The organism is Sciscionella sediminilitoris, assembly GCF_000737195.2.
GTDB lineage: Bacteria > Actinomycetota > Actinomycetes > Mycobacteriales > Pseudonocardiaceae > Sciscionella > Sciscionella sediminilitoris.
This window is the reverse complement of sequence record NZ_JALM01000009.1, coordinates 34,431-59,130: the sequence shown is the minus strand read 5'-3', so window position 1 is coordinate 59,130 and position 24,700 is coordinate 34,431. Positions and strand designations below refer to the sequence as shown.

22 protein-coding genes are annotated in these 24,700 nt (G+C 68.9%); 17 read left to right on the top strand and 5 right to left on the bottom strand.

Annotation, left to right across the window (positions count from 1 at the left end; genetic code table 11):
* Nucleotides 1-16 precede the first annotated feature (16 nt).
* From aceB to AD72_RS35405, 12 genes are all read left to right on the top strand, one after another.
* Nucleotides 17-1,597 (top strand): malate synthase A, encoded by a 1,581-nt coding sequence (aceB, locus tag AD72_RS03575; protein ID WP_031464921.1) that lies wholly within the window; start codon nt 17-19, stop codon nt 1,595-1,597.
* 89 nt (nt 1,598-1,686) lie between these two features.
* Nucleotides 1,687-2,493, top strand: coding sequence for a hydroxypyruvate isomerase family protein (locus AD72_RS03570; protein ID WP_031464920.1), 807 nt, complete (start codon nt 1,687-1,689; stop codon nt 2,491-2,493).
* 20 nt (nt 2,494-2,513) lie between these two features.
* A complete protein-coding gene (locus AD72_RS03565; protein WP_031464919.1) occupies nt 2,514-3,401 on the top strand; it encodes a 2-hydroxy-3-oxopropionate reductase in 888 nt (295 codons plus the stop codon).
* A 16-nt stretch (nt 3,402-3,417) separates the two neighbouring features.
* Nucleotides 3,418-5,193: a glyoxylate carboligase gene (gcl, locus tag AD72_RS03560; RefSeq protein ID WP_031464918.1), complete on the top strand. Its 1,776-nt coding sequence runs from the start codon at nt 3,418-3,420 to the stop codon at nt 5,191-5,193.
* A gap of 43 nt (nt 5,194-5,236) precedes the next feature.
* Nucleotides 5,237-6,427, top strand: coding sequence for an allantoicase (gene alc / locus AD72_RS03555; RefSeq protein ID WP_037344752.1), 1,191 nt, complete (start codon nt 5,237-5,239; stop codon nt 6,425-6,427).
* Nucleotides 6,428-6,522: 95 nt separating this feature from the next.
* Nucleotides 6,523-8,037 (top strand): NCS1 family nucleobase:cation symporter-1, encoded by a 1,515-nt coding sequence (locus AD72_RS03550; RefSeq protein ID WP_031464916.1) that lies wholly within the window; start codon nt 6,523-6,525, stop codon nt 8,035-8,037.
* Nucleotides 8,038-8,099: 62 nt separating this feature from the next.
* Nucleotides 8,100-8,873 (top strand): IclR family transcriptional regulator, encoded by a 774-nt coding sequence (locus AD72_RS03545; protein ID WP_031464915.1) that lies wholly within the window; start codon nt 8,100-8,102, stop codon nt 8,871-8,873.
* 235 nt (nt 8,874-9,108) lie between these two features.
* On the top strand, nt 9,109-10,605 hold the full coding sequence (locus AD72_RS03540) for an aminobutyraldehyde dehydrogenase (RefSeq protein WP_031464914.1): 1,497 nt from the start codon (nt 9,109-9,111) through the stop codon (nt 10,603-10,605).
* A gap of 25 nt (nt 10,606-10,630) precedes the next feature.
* Nucleotides 10,631-11,887 carry a D-arabinono-1,4-lactone oxidase gene (locus tag AD72_RS03535; RefSeq protein WP_037344749.1) on the top strand — a complete coding sequence of 419 codons (1,257 nt, stop codon included), beginning with the start codon at nt 10,631-10,633 and terminating at the stop codon, nt 11,885-11,887.
* Nucleotides 11,888-11,900: 13 nt separating this feature from the next.
* A complete protein-coding gene (locus AD72_RS03530; RefSeq protein WP_031464912.1) occupies nt 11,901-13,475 on the top strand; it encodes an APC family permease in 1,575 nt (524 codons plus the stop codon).
* Nucleotides 13,472-14,194: a cache domain-containing protein gene (locus tag AD72_RS37085; RefSeq protein WP_031464911.1), complete on the top strand. Its 723-nt coding sequence runs from the start codon at nt 13,472-13,474 to the stop codon at nt 14,192-14,194. Before AD72_RS03530 ends, AD72_RS37085 begins: the two co-directional genes overlap by 4 nt.
* A 32-nt stretch (nt 14,195-14,226) precedes the next feature.
* Nucleotides 14,227-15,006: a FadR/GntR family transcriptional regulator gene (locus tag AD72_RS35405; RefSeq protein WP_051897832.1), complete on the top strand. Its 780-nt coding sequence runs from the start codon at nt 14,227-14,229 to the stop codon at nt 15,004-15,006.
* Nucleotides 15,007-15,012: 6 nt separating this feature from the next.
* On the opposite strand, the gene AD72_RS03515 is transcribed toward AD72_RS35405, so the two are convergent.
* From AD72_RS03515 to allB, 3 genes are all read right to left on the bottom strand, one after another.
* Nucleotides 15,013-16,152, bottom strand: a complete 1,140-nt coding sequence (locus AD72_RS03515) for a hypothetical protein (protein WP_156365033.1) — start codon at nt 16,150-16,152, stop codon at nt 15,013-15,015.
* Nucleotides 16,153-16,233: 81 nt separating this feature from the next.
* Nucleotides 16,234-16,959, bottom strand: coding sequence for an aspartate/glutamate racemase family protein (locus tag AD72_RS03510; RefSeq protein WP_031464908.1), 726 nt, complete (start codon nt 16,957-16,959; stop codon nt 16,234-16,236).
* A gap of 13 nt (nt 16,960-16,972) precedes the next feature.
* Nucleotides 16,973-18,316 carry an allantoinase AllB gene (gene allB / locus AD72_RS03505; RefSeq protein ID WP_031464907.1) on the bottom strand — a complete coding sequence of 448 codons (1,344 nt, stop codon included), beginning with the start codon at nt 18,314-18,316 and terminating at the stop codon, nt 16,973-16,975.
* A gap of 133 nt (nt 18,317-18,449) precedes the next feature.
* On the opposite strand from allB, the gene AD72_RS03500 reads away from it, so the two are divergent.
* Nucleotides 18,450-19,691 (top strand): DUF6986 family protein, encoded by a 1,242-nt coding sequence (locus AD72_RS03500; RefSeq protein WP_031464906.1) that lies wholly within the window; start codon nt 18,450-18,452, stop codon nt 19,689-19,691.
* On the opposite strand, the gene AD72_RS03495 is transcribed toward AD72_RS03500, so the two are convergent.
* A complete protein-coding gene (locus AD72_RS03495; protein WP_031464905.1) occupies nt 19,688-20,542 on the bottom strand; it encodes a helix-turn-helix transcriptional regulator in 855 nt (284 codons plus the stop codon). The two genes, AD72_RS03500 and AD72_RS03495, sit on opposite strands and share 4 nt — an antisense overlap.
* A gap of 85 nt (nt 20,543-20,627) precedes the next feature.
* Here AD72_RS03495 and AD72_RS03490 point away from each other — a divergent pair, with 85 nt between their 5' ends.
* From AD72_RS03490 to AD72_RS03475, 4 genes are all read left to right on the top strand, one after another.
* The gene (locus tag AD72_RS03490) at nt 20,628-21,383 is read left to right on the top strand and encodes an SDR family oxidoreductase (RefSeq protein WP_031464904.1); all 756 of its coding nucleotides are present in this window, start codon (nt 20,628-20,630) and stop codon (nt 21,381-21,383) included.
* Nucleotides 21,384-21,426: 43 nt separating this feature from the next.
* Nucleotides 21,427-21,636, top strand: a complete 210-nt coding sequence (locus AD72_RS03485; RefSeq protein WP_031464903.1) for a 4-oxalocrotonate tautomerase family protein — start codon at nt 21,427-21,429, stop codon at nt 21,634-21,636.
* Nucleotides 21,637-21,725: 89 nt separating this feature from the next.
* A complete protein-coding gene (locus AD72_RS03480; protein WP_031464902.1) occupies nt 21,726-22,907 on the top strand; it encodes an acyl-CoA dehydrogenase family protein in 1,182 nt (393 codons plus the stop codon).
* Nucleotides 22,908-22,991: 84 nt separating this feature from the next.
* Nucleotides 22,992-23,237 (top strand): fasciclin domain-containing protein, encoded by a 246-nt coding sequence (locus AD72_RS03475; protein ID WP_031464901.1) that lies wholly within the window; start codon nt 22,992-22,994, stop codon nt 23,235-23,237.
* On the opposite strand, the gene AD72_RS03470 is transcribed toward AD72_RS03475, so the two are convergent.
* Entirely contained in the window at nt 23,221-24,438 is a 1,218-nt protein-coding gene (locus AD72_RS03470; RefSeq protein WP_082468743.1) for an HNH endonuclease signature motif containing protein, read from the bottom strand. The genes AD72_RS03475 and AD72_RS03470 overlap by 17 nt on opposite strands.
* Nucleotides 24,439-24,700: the final 262 nt, after the last annotated feature.

Here is a 24,700-nt window from a genome sequence, read left to right as displayed (position 1 = left end):
AGGTGAGGTGTCGATCGTGTCCGATGTTCGCGTGGTGGGAGCCGAAGTCGAGGCAACCGAGGAGATCCGGAGCCCGGAGGCGCTGCGTTTCCTGGCCGAACTGCACGAGGCCTTCGCCGGGACCCGCGCGGAACTGCTGGCGGCGCGGGCGCGGCGGCGGGCGCAGGTCGCCGAGACCGGGCGGCTGGACTGGCTCGAGGAGACCAGGAGCATCCGCGAGGGACAGTGGCAGGTGGCACCCGCCCCGCCCGCCCTGCGCGACCGGCGGGTGGAGATCACCGGGCCCACGGACCGGAAGATGACGGTGAACGCGCTCAACTCGGGAGCCAAGGTGTGGCTGGCCGATCTGGAGGATTCGAACACCCCGCACTGGGCGAACGTGCTCGGCGGGCAGCGCAATCTGTACGACGCCGTGCGCGGGGAGATCACCTACGACAGCCCGGAGGGCAAGCACTACGCACTGCACGAGGGGCAGCAGCGACCGGCCATCGTGGTGCGGCCACGCGGCTGGCACCTCGATGAGCGCAATATCGAGATCGGCGGCCGGTCCGCGGTCGGTGCGCTGGTCGACTTCGGCCTCTACTTCTTCCACAATGCCGCCTACCTGCTCGAACACGGCAGCGGCCCGTACTTCTACCTGCCGAAGATGGAAAGCCACCGCGAGGCCCGGCTCTGGGCCGAGGTGTTCGCGCACGCGGAGGCCGCGCTCGGCATCCCGCGCGGGAGCGTGCGGGCCACGGTGCTGATCGAAACGATTCCCGCGGCCTTCGAGATGGACGAGATCCTGTACGAACTGCGCGAGTACGCCTCCGGGCTGAACGCGGGCCGGTGGGACTATCTGTTCAGCGTGATCAAGTACTTCCGGGACGCGGGCGAACGATTCGTGCTCCCGGACCGGGACGGGGTCACCATGACCGCGCCGTTCATGCGCGCCTACACCGAACTGCTGGTGCGCACCTGTCACCGGCGCGGCGCCCACGCGATCGGCGGGATGGCCGCCTTCATCCCGAACCGGCGCGATCCAGCCGTCACCGAGCGGGCACTGGGCAAGGTGCACGAGGACAAGCGCAGGGAGGCCACGGCCGGATTCGACGGTTCCTGGGTCGCCCATCCCGACCTGGTGGAGATCTGTGCCGCGGAGTTCGGTGCGGTGCTCGGCGACCGGCCCAACCAGCTGGACCGGTTGCGCGAGGATGTCGAGGTCACCGCGGAGGAACTGCTGGATGTCGCGGCGACTCCGGGGCAGGCGACCGAGCGTGGCGTGCGTTCCGCGGTGGATGTCGGGGTGCGCTACATCGCGTCCTGGCTCGGCGGCAACGGCGCGGCCGCGATCCACAACCTCATGGAGGACGCGGCCACCGCGGAGATCTCCCGTTCGCAGCTCTGGCAGTGGGTGCACAACGGCACCCGGCTGGACACCGGTGCGGTGCTCACCGCCGGACTGGTGCGCGAGATCCTGGCGGAGACCAGGGCGGAACTGGCCGCGGAAATCCCCGGGGACCGGCTGGCGACCGCGGTGGAGATCTTCGGCGAGGTGGCCCTTGCCGAGGACTTCGCCGACTTCCTGACCTTGCCCGCCTACCAGCGGATCGGTTGACGGCTCACCCGCACACGCCCTATCGTTGTTTCGAATCACAGAATCTTGATTCCGCAATACGAAAATGGCGATCTGAAAGGGCGTGCGCGATGGGGATCGATCGTGACCGGTTCGCCGTGAACTGCTCCATCCTGTTCACCGAGCTGCCGCTGCTCGAGCGGCCGGCCGCGGCGAAGCGGGCAGGGTTCTCCGCGGTGGAGTTCTGGTGGCCGTTCCGCGAACCGGTCGCCGCCGAGGCCGAGGTGGACGCGTTCCTCGAGGCCTTGCGCGCGGCGGGCACCGAGCTGACCGGGCTGAACTTCTTCGCGGGGGACATGCCCGCCGGGGACCGGGGCGTGCTGTCGGTTCCCGGTCGCGGTGCGGAGTTCCTGGCCAACACCGAACAGGTCGCGCGGATCGGCGCGGCGACCGGCTGCCGGGTGTTCAACGCGCTCTACGGCAACCGTGCCGAGGGCGCGGATCCGGAGGTACAGGACGATCTGGCGCTGGTGAACCTGCAGGCGGCGGCGCGCGCGGTCGAACCGATCGGCGGAACCGTCGTGCTCGAACCGGTTTCCGGCGTGGACGCCTACCCACTGCGCACCGCGGCGGACGCGGTCGCGGTGCTGGACCGCCTCGCGCAGGCGGGAATCGAGAACGCGCGGCTGCTCGCCGATCTCTACCACCTCGCGGTCAACGGGGACGATGTGGAACAGGTGATCGCCGAGCATTCCACGCGGATCGGCCATGTGCAGCTGGCCGACGCCCCGGGACGGCACCAGCCGGGCACCGGGGAACTGGCGATCGAGAAACACCTGCGACTGCTCGGCGAAGCGGGGTACCGGGGCCGGATCGGTTTGGAGTACTCGCCTTCCGGGCCGAGCGCCGATAGCTTCGGCTGGTTGCCCGAGCACTGACAGCGAGGAGATGCAGCGTTATGACCACTGTGGGATTCATCGGACTCGGCATCATGGGCGCGCCGATGGCCGCCAACCTGGCCGGGGCCGGTTACCGGGTACTGGGCTACAACCGCAGCGAGGCCGCGGTGCGCAAGCTCGCCGAACAGGGCGGGCAGGCCGCGGGTTCGGTCGCCGAGGCGGTACGGGAGGCGGACATCGTGCTGACCATGCTGCCCGATTCCCCGGATGTGGCCGAGGTGGTGCAGGGCCCGGACGGGGTGCTGGCCAACGCGAAGGACGGCACCCTGCTCATCGACTGCAGCACCATCCGCCCGGATGTCAGCAGGGAACTGGCCGAGGCGGGCGCGCGCTCCGGGGTGCGGGTGGTGGACGCCCCGGTCAGCGGCGGCGAGCAGGGCGCGATCGACGGGGCGCTGTCGATCATGGTCGGCGGCGCGGAAGCGGATGTCGAGGCCGCCCGCCCGGTACTGGAGACGGTCGGCAAGACGGTGGTGCACGTCGGGCCCGCGGGTTCCGGGCAGACCGTCAAGGCGGCGAACCAGCTGATCGTGGCGGGCACCATCGAGCTCGTCGCGGAATCCATCGTGTTCCTCGAGGCGCACGGCGTGGACACCGAGGCCGCGGTCAAGGTGCTCGCGGGCGGGCTGGCCGGGAACGCGATCCTGGACCGCAAGGCCGCGGGCATGCTCAACCGCGAGTTCACCCCGGGATTCCGCCTGGAACTGCACCACAAGGACCTCGGTATCGCGCAGGCGGCCGCGCGGGACGCCGGTGTGCCGCTGCCGCTCGGTTCCGTTGTCTCCCAACTGGTCGCCGCGCTCGTCGCGCGCGGCGACGGCGGCCTCGACCATTCGGGGCTGCTCAAGCTCGCCGATGAACTGTCCGGGAAGCCGAACCGTAGTTGACCGAGGGAGCCTTGCCATGCCACGAATGACGGCCGCCCGCGCGGCGGTGGAGGTGCTGCGCGCCGAGGGAATCACCGATGCCTTCGGCGTGCCGGGCGCGGCGATCAACCCGTTCTACGCCGCGCTGCGGGACAGCGGCGCCATCGAGCACGTGCTCACCCGCCACGTGGAGGGCGCCTCGCACATGGCCGAGGGCTACTCGCGGGCCAAGGCGGGCAATATCGGGGTGTGCATCGGCACATCCGGTCCCGCGGGTACCGATATGGTCACCGGGCTGTACTCGGCATCCGCCGATTCGGTGCCGATCCTGTGCATCACCGGCCAGGCACCGGTCGCGCGGCTGCACAAGGAGGATTTCCAGGCCGTGGACATCGAGTCCATCGCGGGCCCGGTCACCAAACTGGCGATGACCGTCCGCGAGGCCGCCCAGGTTCCCGGCGCGCTCAGCAAGGCCTTCCAGCTGATGCGTTCGGGGCGGCCCGGCCCGGTGCTGATCGATCTCCCCGTGGATGTGCAGCAGACCGAGATCGAGTTCGATCCGGAAACCTACGCGCCGCTGCCCGTGCACCGGCCCGCGGCGAGCCGGGCGCAGATCGAGAAGGCCATGGCCATGCTCGCCGCGGCGCAGCGCCCGCTGATCGTCTCCGGGGGCGGTGTGGTGCAGGCGGAGGCGAGCGCCCTGCTGGTGGAGTTCGCCGAACTGGTCGGCGCGCCCGTGATCCCGACACTGATGGGCTGGGGCAGCATCCCCGACGATCACCCGCTGATGGCCGGGATGGCCGGGCTGCAGACCGCGCACCGCTACGCCAATGCGAGCCTGCTGGAATCCGATTTCGTGCTCGGTATCGGCAACCGCTGGGCGAACCGGCACACCGGCGGGCTGGAGAAGTACCGGCAGGGCCGTAGTTTCGTGCACGTGGACATCGAGCCGACCCAGATCGGGCGGATCTTCGCCCCGGACTACGGGATCGTCTCCGACGCGCACGCCGCGCTCACCCGGTTCGTCGAGGTGGCGAGGGAATGGCGGGACGCGGGGCGGCTCCCGGACCGGACCGCGTGGGCGGACTCCTGCCGCGCGCGCAAGCAGACCATGCAGCGGCGCACCCATTTCGACACCGTGCCGATCAAGCCGCAGCGGGTGTACGAGGAGATGAACCGGGCTTTCGGCGCGGAGACCCGGTATGTGAGCACGATCGGGCTCTCCCAGATCGCCGCGGCGCAGTTCCTGCACGTGTACCGGCCGCGGCACTGGATCAACGCCGGACAGGCCGGGCCGCTCGGCTGGACGGTGCCCGCCGCCCTCGGGGTCTGCCGGGCCGCACCCGAGGCAACCGTGGTGGCGCTGTCCGGGGACTACGACTTCCAGTTCATGCTCGAGGAACTCGCGGTCGGCGCCCAGTTCAACCTTCCGTACGTGCACGTGGTGGTGAACAATTCCTATCTGGGACTGATCCGCCAGGCGCAGCGCGGGTTCGACATGGACTACTGCGTGCAGCTCTCCTACGAGAACATCAACTCGCCGGGCATCGGCTCCTACGGCGTGGACCACGTGAAGGTCGCCGAGGGGCTGGGCTGCAAGGCCATCCGGGTCAGCGAACCCGCGGACCTGTTGCCCGCGCTCGAGGAGGCGAAGAAACTCATGGCCACCCATCAGGTTCCGGTCCTGGTCGAGGTGATCCTGGAACCGGTCACCAATATCGCCATGGGCACCGAGCTGGACAACACCGTGGAGTTCGAGGAACTGGCCGAGAATCCCAAACACGCGCCGACCGCGATCCTGCCGCTCGGATGACGCGGTACCAACGGAGAAGGACTCTGACAACCTAGGGAGCCTCATGACCGAACCGGAATTCCGCACGCTGCCCGACCTCGCCTGCCGGGACCTCGGCGGTGCGGTGCTCGTGGCGAACGACGAGTTCTTCGCCGAGCGGGAGAACCTGATCAAACCCGGTCCCGCGAGCTTCGACGCACAGTCCTTCGGGCACAAGGGAAAGGTCTACGACGGCTGGGAGACCAGGCGGCGCAGGGGTCCGGGCAACGACTGGGCGATCGTGCGCCTCGGGGCACCGGGGGTGATCCACGGCGTCATCGTGGACACCGCCTTCTTCACCGGCAACTACCCCGAATCCTGCTCGGTCGAGGCGGCTGCGATCGATGGTCACCCCAGTCCCGAGGAGCTTTCCTCCCCGGATGTGGACTGGGTGCCGATCGTGGCGAACTCGGCGCTCGAGGGGGACACCGAGAACTCCTTCGAGGTGCGTTCGGCACAGCGGTTCACCCATGTGCGGCTGAACATCTTCCCGGACGGCGGGGTCGCCCGGCTGCGGGTGCACGGGACCGCGGTCGCGGATCCGCGCTGGATCGCGGGTGCGCCGCTGGACCTCGCCGCGCTGGAGAACGGCGGAATGGTCGCGGACTGCTCGAACCGGTTCTACTCCGCGCCGAACAACCTGCTGCGCCCCGATCTCGCGCGCAGCATGGGCGATGGCTGGGAAACGGCGCGCCGCCGCGACGACGGGAACGACTTCGTCACGGTGCGCCTAGCCGGAGAGGGCGTGCCGCACCAGATCGAGATCGACACCCGCTACTTCAAGGGCAACGCGCCCGGCTGGTTCCGGCTCAGCGGGGGCGCCGCGGACACGGACTCCGCGCGGTGGACCGAACTCCTGCCGCGCACCGCGCTGCAAGCCGATACCCGGCACCGGTTCCGGATCCGCGCGGGCGAACCGGTGGGCGCGCTGCGGGTGGACGTCTACCCGGACGGTGGTTTCGCCCGGTTCCGCGCCTACGGGGAACTCACCGCGGCGGGCCGGGAACACCTCGGCTTCGACTGGTTCGACCGGCTGCCCGATTCCGCGGCCGCGGCGGTACTGAGCACCGAGGCCGGACTGGAGGCCGCACCGGCGGCCGCGGTCCTCGCGCACCGGCCGTTGCGTGACGCGGCGGGGCTGGACGCGGCGCTGAGGGCGGCGGACATCGCGGAGGCGCCCGCCGCGGCCCTGCGCGAGCTCCTGCGCGGTTCCTGAGCGTGCACCCTTGACCACGGCCTCACCGGGCCATACGCTTGTTTCCGCAAGACAGTATTTCAATTCCATACACCGAAACAGCTCGGAGTTGGGGTATGGGCCTGCTCTCGCGTATCACCGCCTCGCGTATCGCCGAGACCGCCGGTACCGATCCGGCGGCCTCCGGCCCGGTGAGCACCGCGCTGTACAACGAGGATCTCGCCCCGACCAAGATCGCCGGGCGCAGGTGGCGGGCCTACAACATCTTCACGCTGTGGGCCAACGATGTGAACAGCCTCGGCAACTACACCTTCGCCATCGGCCTGTTCGCGCTCGGACTCGGCGCCTGGCAGGTGCTGCTCGCCCTGATGATCGGCGCCGCACTGCTGTTCGTGCTGCTGAACCTTTCCGGGTACATGGGCTACAAGACCGGGCTGCCGTTCCCGGTGCTGAGCCGGATCAGCTTCGGGATCCGCGGCGCGCAGATCCCGGCGCTGATCCGTGGCGCGGTCGCGATCGTGTGGTTCGGTATCCAGACCTATCTGGCCTCGGTCGTGTTCTGCGTGATGCTGATCGCGATCGATCCCGGATTGTCCGCGCTGTACCGGAATTCCATCCTCGGACTGTCCACATTGGGCTGGATCTGCTTCGGGGTGCTGTGGATCGTCCAGGTCGTCATCCTCATGTACGGCCTCGAGATGGTGCGCAAATACGAGGCGTTCGCGGGCCCGATCATCCTGTTCACCATGGGCGCGCTCGCCGTGTGGATGTTCTTCCGCGCGGGCGGTTCCATCTCCTGGTCCACCGGTTCCGAACTGTCCGGCGCGCCGATGTGGAACAAGATCTTCGCGGGCGGCTCGCTCTGGATCGCCATCTACGGCACCTTCCTGCTCAACTTCTGCGATTTCACCCGATCCGCGAAGAGCAAGAAATCGATCACCCTGGGCAATTTCTGGGGACTGCCGATCAACATCTGTATTTTCGGTATCGTCACCGTCGTCCTGTGCGGTGCGCAGTTCACGGTGAACGGTCAGATCATCAAGAGCCCCACCGATATCGTGCACGCCATCCCGAACACCTTCCTGTTGGTCATCGCCTCGCTCGCGCTGCTGATCCTCACGGTCGCGGTGAACCTGATGGCGAATTTCGTCGCACCCGCCTACGCGATCGCGAACCTGTTCCCGAAGAAACTGAATTTCCGGCGCGGTGGACTGATCAGCGCGATCATCGGGATCGTGATCCTGCCGTGGAATCTGTACAACAGCCCGGTCGTCGTCGAATACTTTCTCGGCGGGCTCGGCGCGCTGCTCGGCCCGTTGTTCGGGGTGTTCATCGCGGACTACTGGCTGGTGCGCAGGGCCCGGATCGACATTCCCGCGCTGTACAGTCCGGCACCGGATGCCGAATACCACTACCGCGCTGGCGTCAACCCGCGCGCGGTTCTCGCGTTCGCGGTGGCCGGCGCGATCGCGGTCGCGGTCGCCTTCGTGCCCGAACTCGCCGTGGTGGCCCCGTTCTCCTGGTTGTTCGGCGCCGGGATCGCCGCGCTGCTGTACTACCTGATCGCCGAGCGCCACCGGGATTATCGCGCGGTCTCCGGCGAGTCGATCGCCGTATCGAGCACCGACTGAATTCGTGGAGTATCGTTTCTGTATCGTGGAATACGGTCGGTGGCAGGACGGAGAGGACGATCATGCCCGTGGACGGTGCCGGTAGCGGCGTGCAGTCCCTGCAGCGCGCTTTCGAGCTCCTGGAAGGGCTTGCGGACAACGGAGGGGAAGCGAGCCTCTCCGAACTCGCCGCGACGACCGAACTCCCGATGCCGACCATCCACCGGCTGATCCGCACCCTGGTCGCGGCCGGATACGTGCGGCAGAACGACAATCGCCGGTACGCGCTCGGCGCCCGGCTGATCCGGCTCGGCGAGCAGGCCAGCATGCAGTTCGGCACCTGGGCCCGGCCGCTGCTGGCCGAACTGGTCGACGCGGTCGGCGAGACCGCGAATCTCGCGGTGCTGGAGCGCGATGAGGTCGTGTACGTGGCCCAGGCGCCCTCCAAACACTCCATGCGGATGTTCACCGAGGTCGGCAGGCGGGTGCTGCCGCACGGCACCGGGGTCGGCAAGGCGATGCTCGCCTGCCTCGACCCGCAGGAGGTGCGCGCGCTGCTGGGCCGGACCGGGATGCCCGCCTACACCGAACACACCTACACCGATCCGGATGCGCTGCTCGCCCAGCTGGCCGCCATCGCCGAGCAGGGCTACGCGCTGGACGAGGCGGAGCAGGAGCTCGGGGTGCGCTGCGTGGCCGTCGCCGTTCCCGGTGGACCCGCCCCGGCCGCGGTTTCGGTGTCCGGCCCCGAAGGCAGGCTCACCCCCGAGGTGATCACGAAGATCGTGCCGATCGTGCGGGAGACCGCGCGCGCACTCGGCACCCAGCTGGACGACACCACCGCCGGCGCCTCCTAGCGAGCCCGGCATCCTCCGCCCGCTCACCGTGGGTGCCCGATACCCCTGCGCAGGGTGCGCATTCCGCATTCGTGTCTTGACAGGACACGTGGCGAGCATGAAACATGCGAATCCGAAACTTTAATTCCGAGCTTTATCCGGCGAGGTTTCCGCGCGGCGCTGTCGATCCGGCCGCGCCGCGCTGACCAGGCAGGACGCGGCCGCCGATGGCCGCGCACGGTGAGGAGGCGAACGGATGTCCACAGCTGTCGATCCCGCGCAGACGATCCGCAGGGGTCCACTGACCCTCGATCCCACGGAGTTACCACCACAGCGGCATTTTCTCGGTGGCGAATTCGTACCCGGTGCGTCCGGAGGCGAACTCGAAATCGTCGACCCGTGCACCGAGGCGCGGATCGCCGCGGTTCCGGAGGGCACTGCCGCCGAGGTGGATCGTGCCGTCACGGCGGCGCGCCGGGCGCAGCCGGACTGGGCACGGTTGTCCCCCAAGGACCGGGCGAGCGTGCTGTACCGGATCGCCGAACGGGTCGAGCAGCACGCGCAGACCATGGCCCGGCTGGAATCGGCGAACACCGGAAAACCCCCGGAGGTCGCCGAGGACGATGTGCTCAGTGGCGCGGACACCTTCCGGTTCATGGCGGGCGCGGTCCGCGCGAGCACCGCGCAGGCCGCCGCGGAATACGTGGAACAGCACCTTTCGGTGCTGCTGCGCGAACCGCTCGGCGTGGTCGGGGTGGTGACCCCCTGGAACTATCCCTTCCTGATGGCGGCCTGGAAGATCGCGCCGATCCTGGCCGCGGGCAACACCCTGGTGCTCAAACCGTCCGAGCAGACCCCGCTGAGCACGCTGAAATTCGCCGAGCTGACCGCGGATCTGCTTCCACCGGGTGCGCTGAACGTGGTCACCGGGCTCGGTCCGGAGGTCGGCGGGGCACTGGCCGCGCACCCGGATGTGGACATGATCGCCCTGACCGGGTCGGTGCGCAGCGGGCAGTCGGTCGCACGCGCGGCCGCGGACTCGCTCAAGCGGGTGCACCTGGAACTCGGCGGAAAAGCGCCGGTGCTCGTGTTCGACGATGCCGACCTGGACGCGACCGCCACCGCGCTGCGCACCGCCGGATTCTGGAACTCCGGGCAGGAATGCGGCGCGGCCTGCCGGGTGCTGGTGCACGAATCGGTCGCCGAGGAGTTCACCGCGAAACTGGTGGACGCGGTGCGCGCCATCGTGGTCGGCGAACCCGCCGCCGCGGAAGTGGAACTAGGCCCGGTGGTGTCGAAGGCGCATTACGAGCGGGTGTGCGGATTCCTGCGCCGCGCCGAGGAAAACGGCATCCGCGCCGCGGTCGGTGGCGGGCCACTGGACGGTCCCGGCTACTTCGTGGCGCCGACGGTCCTGGTGGATGTGCCCGAGGGCGCCGAGTGCGCGCAGGAGGAGATCTTCGGCCCGGTGGTCAGCGTGGAGACCTTCCGCACCGAGGAGGAAGCGGTGCGGCGGGCCAACGCGGTGCCCTACGGGCTCGCCTCCTCGGTGTGGACCGAGAGCGGCCGCCGGGCCCAGCAGGTGGCCGCGGCGCTGGATTTCGGGACCGTCTGGGTGAATTCGCATCTGGTGCTGGCCAATGAGGTGCCCTGGGGCGGGTTCAAGGGATCCGGCTACGGGCGGGATCTGTCCATCTACGCGCTCGAGGACTACTCCCGGACCAAACACGTCATGACCAACAACGGCCGCTGAACTCGCACCGAGGAGAGCCCGGATCATGCCTTCCACTCCGCCCGTCCCGTTCCGCACCGAACAGCGCTGGACCAACTGGGGCGGCAACCAGTCCTGCACCCCGGCCTTCACCGTCCGCCCGCGCACCGAGCAGGAGGTGCTCGACGCCGTGCGCTTCGCGATCCGCGAGGGGCTTCCGGTGCGCGCGATGGGCGCGGGGCATTCGTTCACCCCGATCGTGGCCACCGACGGGGTCCTGATCGAGACCGATGCGCTCACCGGGATCACCGGGACCGATTCCGCGCGCCGCAGGGTGCGGATGCGCGGCGGGACCCCGATCTCGGAGATCGGCGATCCCTTGTGGGACAACGGTCTTTCCCTGTCCAACCAGGGGGACATCGACAAGCAGTCGATCAGCGGGGCGATCGCGACCGCCACCCACGGCTCGGGGATCGAGTACACCAGCTTCTCCGAGCGGCTGCGCTGGGTGCGCCTGGTCACCGGGCACGGCGAGATCGTGGAGATCGGCGAGGAGGATCTGCACCGGCTGCGCGCGGCCCAGGTCGCGGTGGGCACGCTCGGCATCATGACCGAGGTCGAGCTCGCCGTTTCCCCGCGCTATCACCTGCGCGAGGAGATCAGCTATCCGCACTGGGATCAGCTGCGCGAGCAGATCGGTGCCGAGCTCGCGGCCAATCGGCACTTCTCCTTCCTGTGGTGCCCGCAGCCGGATTCCGCGGCACTGTACGAATTGCCGACCCCGGACGGGCTGGACATGACCGGCCGCGCCTACACCAAGAAATACGTCGAGGCCGAACTGGCCGAACCCGGGGACCTGGTCACCGAGGAAGGCAGGCGGGCCGACCGCGCGTACCGGATCTACGCGGGCGGGTTCATGATCCCGTTCCACGAACTGGAGTACTACGTCCCCGCCGAACGCGGGCTGGAAGCCATCGAGGCCATGCAGGACCTGATGCGCACCCGGTTCCCGAATGAGCGCTATCCGCTGGAGACCCGCTGGGTCAAAGGAGACCAGGCGTATCTCTCGCCGTTCCACGGCCGGGACACCACCGTGCTTTCCGTTTCCGGCGCGCCGGAAACCGACTACTGGCCCTATCTGCGCGCCGTGGACGAACTTCTCGGCGAGTTCGGCGCGCGCTGTCACTGGGGCAAGATCCATTTCCTGGACCGGGACCGGGTCGCGCGGCTGTACCCGGAATTCGAGAGTTTCCGTGCGGTGCGCCGGGAACTCGACCCGGACGGGGTGTTCCTGAATGCCACCACCCGCAGGCTGTTCGGCTGAGGGAGGGAGAGTCATGTCCGCGCGAGCGAATACCGGAACCGATGCGGATCACGGGGTCCGCGAGTTCGGCTACGACCAGAAACTCGATCGCAGCATCGGCAGATTCGCCAGCTTCGCCGCCGGTGTCAGCTATATTTCGATCCTGACCGGGGTCTTCGGGCTGTTCTATGTCGGGTACGGCGCGGGCGGTCCGGCGTATTTCTGGTCCTGGCCCATGGTTTTCGTCGGGCAGCTGATGGTTGCGCTGTGTTTCGCCGAACTGGCCAGCCGCTATCCGGTCGCCGGTTCGCTGTACAACTGGGCGAAGAAGCTCACCGGTCCGCACACCTCCTGGCTGGCGGGCTGGCTGCTGATCGTGTCCTCCATCGTCACCGTCGGAGCGGTCGCGGTGACCATCCAGGTCACGCTTCCCCAGATCTGGTCCGTTTTCCAGTTCATCGGGGACGGCACCGGAGCGCACGACGCCTCGCTGAACGGGGTGATCCTGGCCGGGGCGCTGGTCGCGTTCACCACCCTGGTCAACGCATTCGGGGTGCGGCTGACCACGATCATCAACAGCATCGGTGTCTTCGTGGAACTGCTCGCCGCGGTCGGGCTCGTGGTGGTGCTGGCGATCAACGCGGTGCGCGGCCCCTCGGTGCTGGTCGACACCCAGCAGCACGGACAGGGGCAACCGCTCGGCTACTTCGGCGCGTTCCTGGTGGCAGCGCTGGCTTCCGGCTTCGTCATGTTCGGTTTCGACACCGCGTCCTCGCTCGGTGAGGAAACCAAGGACCCGAAGCGCACCGCCCCGCGCGCCATCATCCGCGCGGTCACCGCCTCCTTCCTGCTCGGTGGCGCGCTGCTGTTCTTCGGCCTGCTCGCCGCGCGCAGCCTCGCCGATCCCAAGCTCGCCTCCAGCGAGGGCGGACTGCAGTACATCGTGTTGTCCGTGCTCGGCGGCGGACTCGGCAAGGTGTTCCTGGTGTGCGTGGCGATCGCGATCCTGGTGTGCGCCCTCGCCATCCAGGCCGCGGCGGTCCGCATGGTGTTCGCCATGGCCAGGGACAACAATCTGCCGTTCGCCCGCTGGCTCGCGCAGGTGCACCCGGTGCGCAAGACGCCGACCAATGCCGCGGTGACCACCGGGGTGATCGCCCTGGCCATCCTGGCGGTGATGATGACCCAGCCGCAGATCTCCGTGGTGCTGTCCACCCTCGCGATCGTGCTCATCTACTCCGCCTATCTCCTGGTCACGGTGCCGATGCTGGTCAGCAGGCTGCGCGGGCGCTGGCCGCTGGCCGACCGGCGCCCCGGGGAGTACTCCATCGGGCGGGTCGCCGGGCTGGTGGTGAACGTGCTCGCCGTGGTCTGGGGCGCGGCGATGGCGCTGAACATGGTGTGGCCACGGGCCGAGGTGTACAACCCGGAACCGCCGCATCACTGGTACCTGCGCTGGGCCGGGGTGCTGGTGCTCGGCGTACTGGTGGTGGGCGGCTGGCTGCTGTTCCACTTCCGGTTGCGGCACCGCGCCGGGGTGCTGCCCGGGCACGCGGCGGACCCGTCGGCACCAAGGCCCGCCGAGTCCATTGTGGAGTCCCCGTCATGAAAACACTCGACCGACTGCTCACCGATACCGCGGACACCATCGCCACCCGGATCGACGGGGTGTTCACCGCACTGCACCGGCTGCGCAGGCACGTGGCCGATGTCGGGGAACGGGCGGCCGAACGGCGCCGTCCGCTGGACCGCGAGGGCCTTTCCACGGTTCGCCCGACGATCCAGGGACTGCTCGCCCGCGAGGAACCGCTGATCTGGGGCATCGGGGTCGCCGTCGAACCGGATGTGCTCACCGACGCGCCGCGGTGGCTGGACTGGTGGCAGCGCGCACCCGGCGGGCAGAGCCAGTTCATCCGGCACGAGCTCAATCCCGAGGTGGTCGGTTTCTACGATTACCAGGCACGCGAATGGTTCCGCGCCCCGATCGGCCGCGGCGCACCGGCGGCGACCGGTCCCTACCTGGACGCCGGGGGCACCGATATGTACACCGTCACGCTCGCCATCCCACTCACCCTCGCCTCCGGCGGGGACTGCGTGATCGGTGCGGACCTGTCCATGCCCGCCCTGGAAGTGCTGCTGTTGCACAGCATCGGCACCCGGGAGCACAAGGTGGTGCTGCTCGCCGGGAACGACCGGGTGATCGCGTCCAACAGCGCCCGGCACGTGACGGGATCCCGGTTCCGTTCCGGTTCCCGGGACACCGGCGCGGTCCCGGTGCGCTCGATCGAACCGGATCGCCTGCCATGGCGGCTGATCACCGTCGGATGAGCGGACGGCGCGGACTGACTTACCCTGAGCACATGGCAGCCAGCAGCAACGCCGAGCAGGTGGGGAAGCCGTTCACGCTCGTGGCGCAGTTGCGCACCAGCGAGTTCGACGGCGGGAACCGCGCGGAGCAGGTCGCCACCCAGCTCGAGACCGCCATCGCGGTCGGGCTCATCGGGGACGGGGAACGCCTGCCCCCGGAACCGAGCCTGGCCGCCCAGCTCGGGGTCACCATGCTCAATGTCCGCCAGGCGCTGGCCATGCTGCGCGATCGCGGGCTCGTCGAGACCAGGCGGGGACGCGGCGGGGGCAGCGTCGTGCGGGACACCAATGTCGTCTCCGCCGCGGAGGCCGAGCGGCGGCTGCGCGAACGCAGCACCGAGGCGCTGCGCGATCTCGGCGACCTCGCGGGCAGTGCCGGTGCGGCCGCGGCCCGGCTCGCCGCCGCGCGTGCCGATCAGCCGGACATCACCCGGCTGCGCAATCTCGTGGGACAGCTGGAAGCCGCGGACGGTCCGCAGCAGCGCCGCCGCGCGGACAGCCGGTTCCACATCGAACTCGCGGTCGCGGCCCAGTCCCGGCGGCTGACCACGGCCACCGTGCAGATCGCCGGGGAACGCGCACCGCTGCTGTGGACCCGTCCCGAGGCCGAGCGTTACGTGCCGGATGTGGTCAAGGCGCACAACAGGCTCGTGGACGCGGTCGCCGACACCGATGAACAGCTGGCGCAGGGCCTGGCCATCGAGCACAACGACCAGGTCACCGAATGGCTCATCGACACCCACCTGGACCTGGTGCTCGCCGAGGGGGTCTGAGCGGACTCAGCGGTTGCGCCTTCCGGTGCGCCGGTAGTAGGTGTCCGCGACCTCGTTCTGCAGTTCGTTGGCCTGCTGCCGGGTGAGGTTGCCCTGCCGGAAGTGTTCCTCGATAACGGTGTGCAGGCCGGGCGCCGACTCGATGTTCGCGTTCAGGTTGTCGATCACGCCCATGCGGACTGCCTCGTGCCGCCGCGCCGGATCGTTCCACGGCCCGCGCATCTGGTCCCGCCATTGGCGTGCGGTGTCGCCGCTTCCGGTGGAGCTGACCCCGCCGAGGCGTTCACCCGGACGCCCGCGGTGGGCATCGTAGGGAATGGAGATCGCGGGCTGGCCATCCGGTGGCCGCCCGGTCACGTTCGAGGGGACCACGTGCTCGGATTCCTGGTGGAACTGCTTGGAGTGCTGCTTCGAGTCCTTGTGAATCCCGGCGTAGGGCACATTCTGCGAATGCGGGTACAGCCCGTCCTGAGTCGGGTTGTTCCAGGTCGGCGGATTGTTGTTCTTCGGCTTCTTGTTCGAACCGCCACCGCTTCCGGACCCGCTGCCGCCGGGCGGGTCCTTGCGTTTGCGGCCGCCGCCACCGCTGCCCGATCCGCTGCCGCTGCCGGACGGCACGCTCCTGGAGGACTGGCCCGAGCCCTTTCCCGGCGAGCCCTTCAGCGAGTCGCCGATGTCCTTCATCAGCTTCGCGTTCGTGTCCTCGTTGTGCCGCATGCTCGAGCCGACCTTGCGCAGCTTCTGATCGGCCCCGCGCGCCCCGTTCGCCACCTGGCCGATGTGCTGCTGTGCGCTGCTCAGCACCGTGCCCAGCCGCCCGCCGAGCGACTGGCCCACCACGCCGAAGGCACTGTTGCCCGGATGCGCGGAACCGACCTTGGAGCCCACATCGTCGAGCTTCGAGCCGAGGTTGCCCATTTTCTTGGCCATCGAATCCACCGCGGAGAGATCGGTCTTCAATCCGCGGCCACCGGAGTAGCGGTCGTTCGACCCCGAGGAGGAACTGCCGGAACCCCGGTCGTTGCGGCGTGAATTGCCCCGCTTGTCGTTGCCCTTGTCGTCCCGCTTGGAGTCCTTGTCACCGGAACCCGATGACCCGGAGTGACCGGACCCGTGACTTCCGGAACTGCCATGATGCCTCGCCACGGTGCCCTCCTCGGCGGCCGGTGAAACGGTGACCAATGCTCAGTTTCGAGCCTATCGGAAACGAGCGAACAGGCAACCGGCTCAGCGCGGCGTGATCGGCCAGCCGGTGATCCGCTTCGGCCGTGGCCGTGCGTAACCGCCCAGCTTCGAGGTGCGCAGTCCGGAGCGCACCAGCGTCTCGGCGAGCCCGACGGCCGCGGCGACCCCGTCCACCGTCGGCGCCCCGGTGGCCGCGGTGATCCGTTCGGCGAGCCCGGACATTCCCGCGCAGCCGAGGCAGATCACCTCGGCCCGGTCCTCGGCGATCGCGGCCGCGGCCTCCTCGGTGATCCGTTCCCGTGCCCGTTCCGGATCGGCCTCCAGCTCGAGCACCGGCAGCCCGGTGGCGCGGATCGAGGCGCACCGCCCATCGAGCCCGGCCAGGGCGAGCCGGTCGGCGATCTGCGGGACCGCCCGGTCCAGTGAGGTGATCACCGAGTAACGGTGCCCGAGCAGGCAGGCCAGCTGCGCGGCGGCCTCGGTGATGTCGACGACCGGTTCCTCGAGCAGTTCGGCGAGCCCTTCCTTGCCGTGTTCCCCGAAACCCGCCTGCACCACGGCGTCGAACGGTTCCCCGATCGCGGTCACCCGGTCCAGCACCGCCACCGCGGACACGTAGCTCTCGAAGTTCCCTTCCACCGATTCGGGGCCGAAAAACGGGGTCACCGCGAGGATCTCGGTGTCCGGGGAAGCGACGGCCCGCGCCTGCGCGCCGATCGCCTCGGTGACCGCCTCGCTGGTGTTCACGTTGACCACGACGATGCGCATCGGTTGCCCCCGTTCAGCAGTCACCGCGGCGCAGCAGCACGCCGGACGGCTCGTCTCCGCTGATTTCCCTGCCGCCGATTTCCCTGCCCCGCAACCAGGTCCGGCGCACCACCCCGGCAAGCGGAAGCCCGTGATAGGCGGTGACCGGATTGCGGTGTTCCAGTTTCCCGGCGTCCACGAGGAAGGTCTCGTCCGGCGCGAACACCCCGAAGTCCGCGTCGCAGCCGAGCGCGATACGGCCCTTGCGCCGCATTCCGGTCTGCGCGGCGGGATGTTCGGCCATCCAGCGCACCACATCGGTCAGCGTGAATCCGCGCCTGCGCGCCTGGGTCCACACCGCGGGCAGGCCGAGCTGCAGCCCGGCGATCCCGCCCCATGCCGCGCCGAAATCCCCGGTGTCCCGGCGTTTCAGTTCGGGCGTGCACGGGGAATGGTCGCTGACCACGCAGTCGATGGTGCCCTCGGCCAGCCCGCGCCAGAGCAGTTCCCGGTTCGCCGCCTCGCGCACCGGCGGACAGCACTTGAACTCGGTCGCCCCGTCCGGGATCTCCTCGGCCACGAAACTGAGATAGTGCGGGCAGGTCTCCACGCTCAGCGCGAGGCCTTCGCGGCGCGCGTCCGCGAGCATCCCGATCGCCTCGGCACTGGACAGATGCAGCAGATGCAGCCGTGCCCCGGTCGTTTTGCCGAGCTCGATCACCTCGGCGATGGCGATGTTCTCCGCATCGTGCGGGCGGGAACCGAGGAAGTCCCGGTACCGCCTGCCGTGCGCGCCAGGGGCTTGCTCGATCGCCGCGGAGTTCTCCGCGTGCACGATCAGCAGCGCGTCCAGTTCCCGGATCCGGGTGGCCGCCGCGTGCAGCTGCTGCTGGTCCAGCGGCGGGAACTCGTCCACCCCGGAGTGCAACAGGAAACACTTGAAGCCGAACACCCCGGCCTCGTGCAGTCCGCGCAGTTCGCCGAGATTGTCCGGTACCGCGCCGCCCCAGAATCCGACGTCCACGTGCACCCGGCCCTGTGCCGCGGCGCGTTTGGTCTCCAGGGCGGCCACATCCACCGTGGGCGGCAGGCTGTTCAGCGGCATGTCCACGATGGTGGTGACCCCGCCCGCGGCCGCGGCCCGTGTCGCCGTTTCGAAGCCCTCCCATTCGCTGCGCCCCGGATCGTTGACGTGCACGTGGGTGTCCACCAGCCCGGGCAACAGCACCTCGTCGCCGTCCAGGTGCACGGTGCGCTCGGCGGGCAGTTCGGTGCCCAGTGGTTCGATCGCGCGGATGCGGCCCTCGTGCACCCCGATGGACGCGGCGACCTCTCCCCCGGCGGTGATCACCCGAGGTGCGTTGAACACGAGATCCATGGCGTCCTCTCCTCGACCGCCGCGATTTTCCGGCCGTAAATTTCGTTCAATGAAATTGTCATACCGTTTTGTGGAATATATACTGGAATCCCGGTCGGCCGATGTCAACCATCGCACGCACTCGAGGAGACGGATGCACATCGACGCGAATGTCCTGGCAGAGATCGAACGCAACCTCGAACCGGTCGACGCGGCATTCGCCCGGATGTATCCGGGGGAGCGCCGGGAGCGCCAGCCGGTGCACACCGTCTACGTCCCCGCCGACCGCTTCGGTGCGCGGCTGTGCCGCGAATGGGGCGATCGGGCCATCCGCGCGCTCGCGGAGTTCGGCCCGGATCCGGACGGGTTCGCCGCGGCGAGCGGTATCGACCCGGTGCTGGCCGGTGAGCTCTACCCGCGGGTGCGCGCCAAACTGGCCGCCGAACCGATCGAGGATCTGCGCATCGACTTCGAGGACGGCTACCTCGGGCATTCCGCGGAACAGGAGTACGCCACCGCGCGGCATGCGGCGGCCGAGCTCGGCACCGCGATCGCGGACGGGAGCGCCCCCGCGTTCCACGGGATCCGGATCAAGAGCCTGGAGGCGGCCACCCGGCAGCGCGGAATCCGCACCCTGGACACGTTCCTCGCGGCACTGCTGGCCACCACGACGCTCCCGGAGGGATTCGTGGTGACGCTGCCGAAGGTCACCGCGGTGGAACAGGTGGAGGCCATGCTCGCCCTGTGCGCGGGACTGGAACGCGCGCACGGCCTGGACAACGGCAGCCTCCGGTTCGAGATCCAGGTGGAGACCCCGCAGACCGTGCTCGGCGCCGATGGCACGGCCCCGATCGCGCGGATGGTGCACGTCGCGGGGAACAGGTGCGCGGGTCTGCACTACGGCACCTACGACTATTCGGCGGCCTGCGGGATCGCCGCGGAGCACCAGAGCATGGAGCACGCGGTCGCCGATCACGCCAAGGCGGTCATGCAGCTCGCCGTGGCCGGGACCGGGGTGCGGCTTTCCGACGGCTCCACGAACATCCTCCCGGTCGGTACCGCCGAGCAGGTGCACCACGCCTGGCGGTTGCACACCCGGCTGGTCGGGCGCTCCCTCGAACGCGGCTTCTACCAGGGCTGGGATCTGCATCCGGCCCAGCTGCCCACCCGGTTCGCGGCGACCTACGCGTTCTTCCGCGCGGGCTTCCCCGCGGCCGCGGACCGGCTGCGCCGCTACCTCGAGCACGCCGCGGGCGGAGTACTGGACGAACCGGCAACGGCCCGGGCACTGTCCGGTTTCCTGCTCCGCGGTCTCGACTGCGGGGCGATCGACCCGGCCGAGCTGAGCACGGCAACCGGCAGGACGCGAGCGGATCTCGAAGCGCTGAACCCCTAGGATTCGCTCAGCGACTGGGTGTTGAGCACGCCGAGCAGATCCAGTTTGCCCGCGCTTTCCGTGCCCACCGCGGGAGTGAACCAGAGCAACCGCTGGCGGCCATCCTCGCTGAACAGGTTGAGGCAGTTGACCTCGAGCAGGCCGAGGCTGGGGTGGACGAGGCGTTTGCGGTCGTTGCGGCGGAACGCGACATCGTGTTCGGCCCAGAGCCGGGCGAACTCGGGTGAGCGCGCCAGCAGCTCCTCGATGAGCGCGCTCGCCTCGGTGTCCGCGGCACTGCGCCGGGCCGCCGCGGCACGCAGATCGGCGGTGAACGCCCTGGACTGTTCGGCGTGGTCGGCCTCGGGATAGATCCGCCGCGCGCCGGGATCGGTGAACCAGCGGTACACGAAGCTCGCCTGGTTCCCGCGCAGGCCGGACTGGTCGCCGAACAGGGCGAGGGCGAGCGAGTTCTGCACGAGCGTGGCGTGCAGATCGGTGATCACCTGGGCGGGTGTGGAGGTCAGCCGGGTGAGCAGGTCGAGCATTCCGGGGTGCACGTGCGCGGAGATCCCGCCCTGCGCCGGGACCGGGCGTTCGGCGAGGTGGTAGAGGTGATCGCGCTCATCGGCGGTCAGCCGCAGCGCCCGTGCCAAGGCCGCGAGCATCTGCTCGGAGGGCTGGGATCCGGCGCCCCGTTCGAGTTCGGTGTAGTAGTCCACCGAGGCGCCCGCGAGCTGGGCGACCTCATCGCGGCGCAGCCCGGGAACCCGGCGCCGCGGCCCGGAGACCAGTCCGACCTCCGCCGGGCGGATGCGCTCTCGCCGGGACCGGAGGAACGCGCCGAGCTCGGCGTACTTCGTGGTCCGCATGGCACCAGTCTGCGCCACCCTCGGCAACCGCGACAGGGGATGACATCCCCTGGTTCCGCCGGCGGAACCGCCGCATCGTGGAGTCATGGCATCCAACGACAGCACCGAGGCGACCGGCAGGGCCGCCATCGTCACCGGGGGCTCGCGCGGCATCGGCCGGGCCGTGTCCCGGAAACTGGCCGCCCGAGGCATGGGCGTCCTCGTCAACTATGCGGGTGACCGCAGCGCCGCCGAGCAGACGGTCGCCGCGATCACCGAAACGGGCGGGAACGCGATCGCGGTCCAGGGCGATATCTCCGAGGAATCCGCGGTCACCGAGCTCTTCGACCGGGCCGGGGCGGAGTTCGGCGGCGTGGACGTCGTCGTGCACGCCGCGGGCCGCCTTGCCCTCTCCCCCATCGCCGAACTCGATCTGGACGAGCTCGATCGCTTGCACCGCACCAATATCCGCGGGGCCTTCGTGGTCGCCAAGCAGGCGGCGAACCGATTGCGCGCGGGCGGTTCCTTCGTGGGCTTCTCCACTTCAGTGGTCGGCACCCAGTTCCCCGGCTACGGCGCGTACGCGGCCAGCAAGGGCGCGATCGAGTCGATGACCCTGATCCTGGCGCGGGAACTGCGCGGACGGGACATCACGGTGAACACCGTGGCCCCCGGCCCGACCGCGACCGAGCTCTTCCTCGACGGCAAGACCGAACACGAGATCGAGGCCCTGGCGAAAACCCCGCCCCTGGAACGCCTCGGCACCCCGGAGGACATCGCCGAGGTCGTGGCCTTCCTGACCAGTGCCGAGGGCCACTGGATCAACGGTCAGATCCTGCGCGCCAACGGTGGCCTGGTCTGACAGCCCAATACCGGCAACCCGTTACCGACAAGGGAGAGAAACCATGCCATTCGCCAACTTCAAGGTCCCGGACGGCACGATCACCGCGGCGGACAAGAAGAAGATCGTCGAACGCACCACCGAGCTGTACGCCGAGATCTACGGGGAGCGGGCGCGCGCGAGCACGGTCGTCCTCGTCGAGGAGGTCCCGGACGGCGGCTGGGGTGTCGGCGGCACCGTGCTGACCGCCGCCATGCTCGGCGGCGCGGCCTGATTCTCGGGTGAAACCACTGCCACTCGGACCTCCCGGGCTGGCAAGGTGGATCCGGAGCAGACCACGAAGGCCTGAGCGAGGAGCGATCCATGACGGAACCGGCCCGGCTGCACGTCAGTGCGAAATTCCCCGCACTGCTCGAACAGATCGACACGCTCGGCGAATCCATCGACGCTGCGGCGGACCGGGCCGAAGAGCTCGGCGGGCCCGCCGAGGAGATCGCGGAGGCCCTGCTGGCGGCCGGGGTCGTCCGGGCCGGTCTGCCGCGCGACCTCGGCGGGGACGAGTTCTCCCCGCGCCAGCTGCTGCGCACGATCGAACGGCTCAGCTATCACGATGCCGCGATCGGCTGGACGATGCTGGCGCTGCAGCTGATGACCGGGACCACCGCGGCCTATCTCGGTTCCGTCGCGGCGGCCGAGCTGTTTCCCGATGTGCCCGCCGGGGAGCACGCGCTGCTCTCCGGGCACGGCACCCGGCCCGGCCGCGCGGTCCCGGTACCGGGTGGTTATCTGGTGAGCGGGCACTGGCAGTTCGCCTCCGGGATGGCGCTGGCCACCCATATCCACAGCGCCATCCAGGTCGAGGACACCGGCGAGCCACGGGTGCTCGCGATGCCCAAATCCGCGGTGACCCTCGTGGACAACTGGCATGTGCTCGGGCTCCGCGCGACGAGCAGCATCGATTACCACTGCGCGGATGTGTACGTCCCGGAAACGCACACCTATCCCGCGACCACGATGCGGCCCGCGAACGGCGGCGCGATCTACCGGGTGGGTCTGGTGAACATGGCCGCGATCGTGCACACCGGCTGGGCGCTCGGTGCCGGGCGGCGCCTGCTCGACGAACTGAGGAGCTACGCCGCGAGAAAGTCCGGCGCCCCGGGCGCTGCCGTGGACACCGCGCAGTTCCATGCCGAATTCGCGAACGCGGAAGCGAAACTGCGTGCGGCCGGGGCCTGGGCGCTCCAGGTGTGGCGGGACAATGAGCGCACCCTGGACGCGGACGAACTGCTGAGCACCGAACAGGAAACCCTGCTCCGGCTCGCGCTCAACCACGCGACCTGGACCGCGCAGGACATCGGCCAGACGGTGCACCGCTGGGCGGCCACGACCGCGATCCGGCGCGGGCCGATCGACCGGTTCCTGCGCGATCTGCGCACCGGGAGCCAGCACATCACCTCCGGTCCGGTGGTGTTGCAGAACTGCGGGAAATGGCTCAGTGGCGCGCAGCCCGGGGCACACTGGGAATTCCTCGACCTGGTGCCCTGAGCGATTCCGCTCAGCCGACCGGGAAGGTCAGCAGTGGCCGGGTGGTCGGCTGCGTTGCCCGGTCCGTCTCCGGGGGCAGCACGCTTGCGGAGCGGATTCCCTGCGGTCACCGCGGTCAAGAAGGCCGAGCTGGTCGGCACGCTCAACAGCGTCAAGGACATCCAGCTGAACAACGGAACCTTCACTTCGTTGACCGGCCAGTCGATCCGGACCGGTGGTTCCGGTACCAGTTTCACCGTCAACGACAACGCGAAGATCATCTGCGGCAATGTCCGGACAGCGAACGCGGTCGTCTACATTATCGACGGGGTTCTCATGCCGTCGAGCTGAAGGCAGGCCGGTATTCGGGTGGGGTGAATTCCGGTTTTCCGTTGTGGATGCGGACTTGCCATTCGGTGTGGTGGATGAGGGCATGGTGGTGGCGGCAGAGCAGCACCATGTTGTCTTCGACGGTGAGTCCGCCGTTGGCGTGGTGCTGAATGTGGTGGGCTTGGGTGAGTGCGGGCGGTTTATCACAGTCGGGGTGCGCACAACCCTTGTCGCGGGCGATGAGTCGGCGTCGGAGTTTCGGCGACGCGGTGCGATCCCGGCAGCCCATATCCAGCACTTCGCCTTCACTGCCGAGGATGGTGGGGATGATTCCGGCGTCGCAGGCGATTCTGCGTAGCTGGGTGGCGGGGATAATGGTGCCGTCCATGGTTGTCGCGGTTCCGATGCCTTCGCGCAGGGATTCTTCGGTCATGGTGACCATGATCGTGAACGGTTCCCCGCCGTTTTCGGGAAGACTCTCCGGGTTCGCCGCGAGCTGGACGATCTCAGCGAAGGCATCGGCGTCGCGTTCGGCTGGAGTTCGGGTATCGGGGGTGCCGCCGTTGGCTTCGCTGCTACGGGGTTTACCGAGCACGTCGAGCACACTGCGGAGTTTGAGTCCGGTTTCGTAGTCCAAGTGTCCCCGGATTTCCCAGTCGTTGTTGCGTTGCCGGAGCCAGATTTCCCGATCCGGACGGGCAGGCTCGCGATCAGTCGGTGCCTGCCCATCCGGATCGAGGCGCGCCCGTATTTCCCGAATCGGCCGGACGAGCCCACGTGGACCCACTTCCCCGGCGATCTGGGCGAGGGCGTTTTCCGCGATCGGCCACGCGTCTCCGATTAGTACCTCCGCGGGCAATTCGGCGGCAAACTGACGAATCCGATCCACATGTTCGACACCGACCTCACCACGCGAATACGCTTCCGCGGTATTCGGCAGATCCGGAGACAATGGCTCCCCACTGATTCCCAGCGCACCGAACAACACCCGCGCACTCTCGGCCATCCTGCGGGCCTCGGCACGACTGATCCGCAACACATCCTGTGCCAAAGTCGCCGCCGAGCCACAGTATCCGAACTCGACCGGAGCACCCTCCTTGTCCAACTCCGCAAGCTGATGCAACAACTCCGCCTCAGCACGCCGCACCACAGCAGCCTGCTCAATGAACCGGTCCAGCCGCTCCCGGCTAGACAATATCGTTTCCATTTCCCCAGTGTTCATACATCTATAATACCAACCGGCAACGCGGATTCCCGCCATTCACCCGAGATTCCCCCGAACAGACCAATCGCCAATATTCCCCGGGGCAGCACCGACCACGGCCGCGCCGTTGTCCCGCAATCCCACCAGCCGAGCGATCAATCCGAGTTGACAAGTCGTGGTGGAATAGCGCAGCATCCACGGCCCGGCACACCGGACGCGGGACAACCTCCTGGTGCGCACCCGGCCACGGGATGCACTCGCCGATCATGCGGGCGAAACC

Excerpts from the sequence above, each read along its gene's own strand:
- AD72_RS03500 (WP_031464906.1), top strand. The coding sequence starts at position 18,450 with ATGCACATCGACGCGAATGTCCTGGCAGAGATCGAACGCAACCTCGAA.
- AD72_RS37085 (WP_031464911.1), top strand. The coding sequence starts at position 13,472 with ATGAAAACACTCGACCGACTGCTCACCGATACCGCGGACACCATCGCC.
- AD72_RS03545 (WP_031464915.1), top strand. The coding sequence starts at position 8,100 with ATGCCCGTGGACGGTGCCGGTAGCGGCGTGCAGTCCCTGCAGCGCGCT.
- AD72_RS03510 (WP_031464908.1), bottom strand. The coding sequence starts at position 16,959 with ATGCGCATCGTCGTGGTCAACGTGAACACCAGCGAGGCGGTCACCGAG.
- AD72_RS03470 (WP_082468743.1), bottom strand. The coding sequence starts at position 24,438 with ATGAACACTGGGGAAATGGAAACGATATTGTCTAGCCGGGAGCGGCTG.
- gcl (WP_031464918.1), top strand. The coding sequence starts at position 3,418 with ATGCCACGAATGACGGCCGCCCGCGCGGCGGTGGAGGTGCTGCGCGCC.
- AD72_RS35405 (WP_051897832.1), top strand. The coding sequence starts at position 14,227 with ATGGCAGCCAGCAGCAACGCCGAGCAGGTGGGGAAGCCGTTCACGCTC.
- AD72_RS03480 (WP_031464902.1), top strand. The coding sequence starts at position 21,726 with ATGACGGAACCGGCCCGGCTGCACGTCAGTGCGAAATTCCCCGCACTG.
- AD72_RS03540 (WP_031464914.1), top strand. The coding sequence starts at position 9,109 with ATGTCCACAGCTGTCGATCCCGCGCAGACGATCCGCAGGGGTCCACTG.
- AD72_RS03565 (WP_031464919.1), top strand. The coding sequence starts at position 2,514 with ATGACCACTGTGGGATTCATCGGACTCGGCATCATGGGCGCGCCGATG.
- AD72_RS03535 (WP_037344749.1), top strand. The coding sequence starts at position 10,631 with ATGCCTTCCACTCCGCCCGTCCCGTTCCGCACCGAACAGCGCTGGACC.
- allB (WP_031464907.1), bottom strand. The coding sequence starts at position 18,316 with ATGGATCTCGTGTTCAACGCACCTCGGGTGATCACCGCCGGGGGAGAG.
- AD72_RS03490 (WP_031464904.1), top strand. The coding sequence starts at position 20,628 with ATGGCATCCAACGACAGCACCGAGGCGACCGGCAGGGCCGCCATCGTC.
- alc (WP_037344752.1), top strand. The coding sequence starts at position 5,237 with ATGACCGAACCGGAATTCCGCACGCTGCCCGACCTCGCCTGCCGGGAC.
- AD72_RS03485 (WP_031464903.1), top strand. The coding sequence starts at position 21,427 with ATGCCATTCGCCAACTTCAAGGTCCCGGACGGCACGATCACCGCGGCG.
- AD72_RS03530 (WP_031464912.1), top strand. The coding sequence starts at position 11,901 with ATGTCCGCGCGAGCGAATACCGGAACCGATGCGGATCACGGGGTCCGC.
- AD72_RS03495 (WP_031464905.1), bottom strand. The coding sequence starts at position 20,542 with ATGCGGACCACGAAGTACGCCGAGCTCGGCGCGTTCCTCCGGTCCCGG.
- AD72_RS03550 (WP_031464916.1), top strand. The coding sequence starts at position 6,523 with ATGGGCCTGCTCTCGCGTATCACCGCCTCGCGTATCGCCGAGACCGCC.
- AD72_RS03570 (WP_031464920.1), top strand. The coding sequence starts at position 1,687 with ATGGGGATCGATCGTGACCGGTTCGCCGTGAACTGCTCCATCCTGTTC.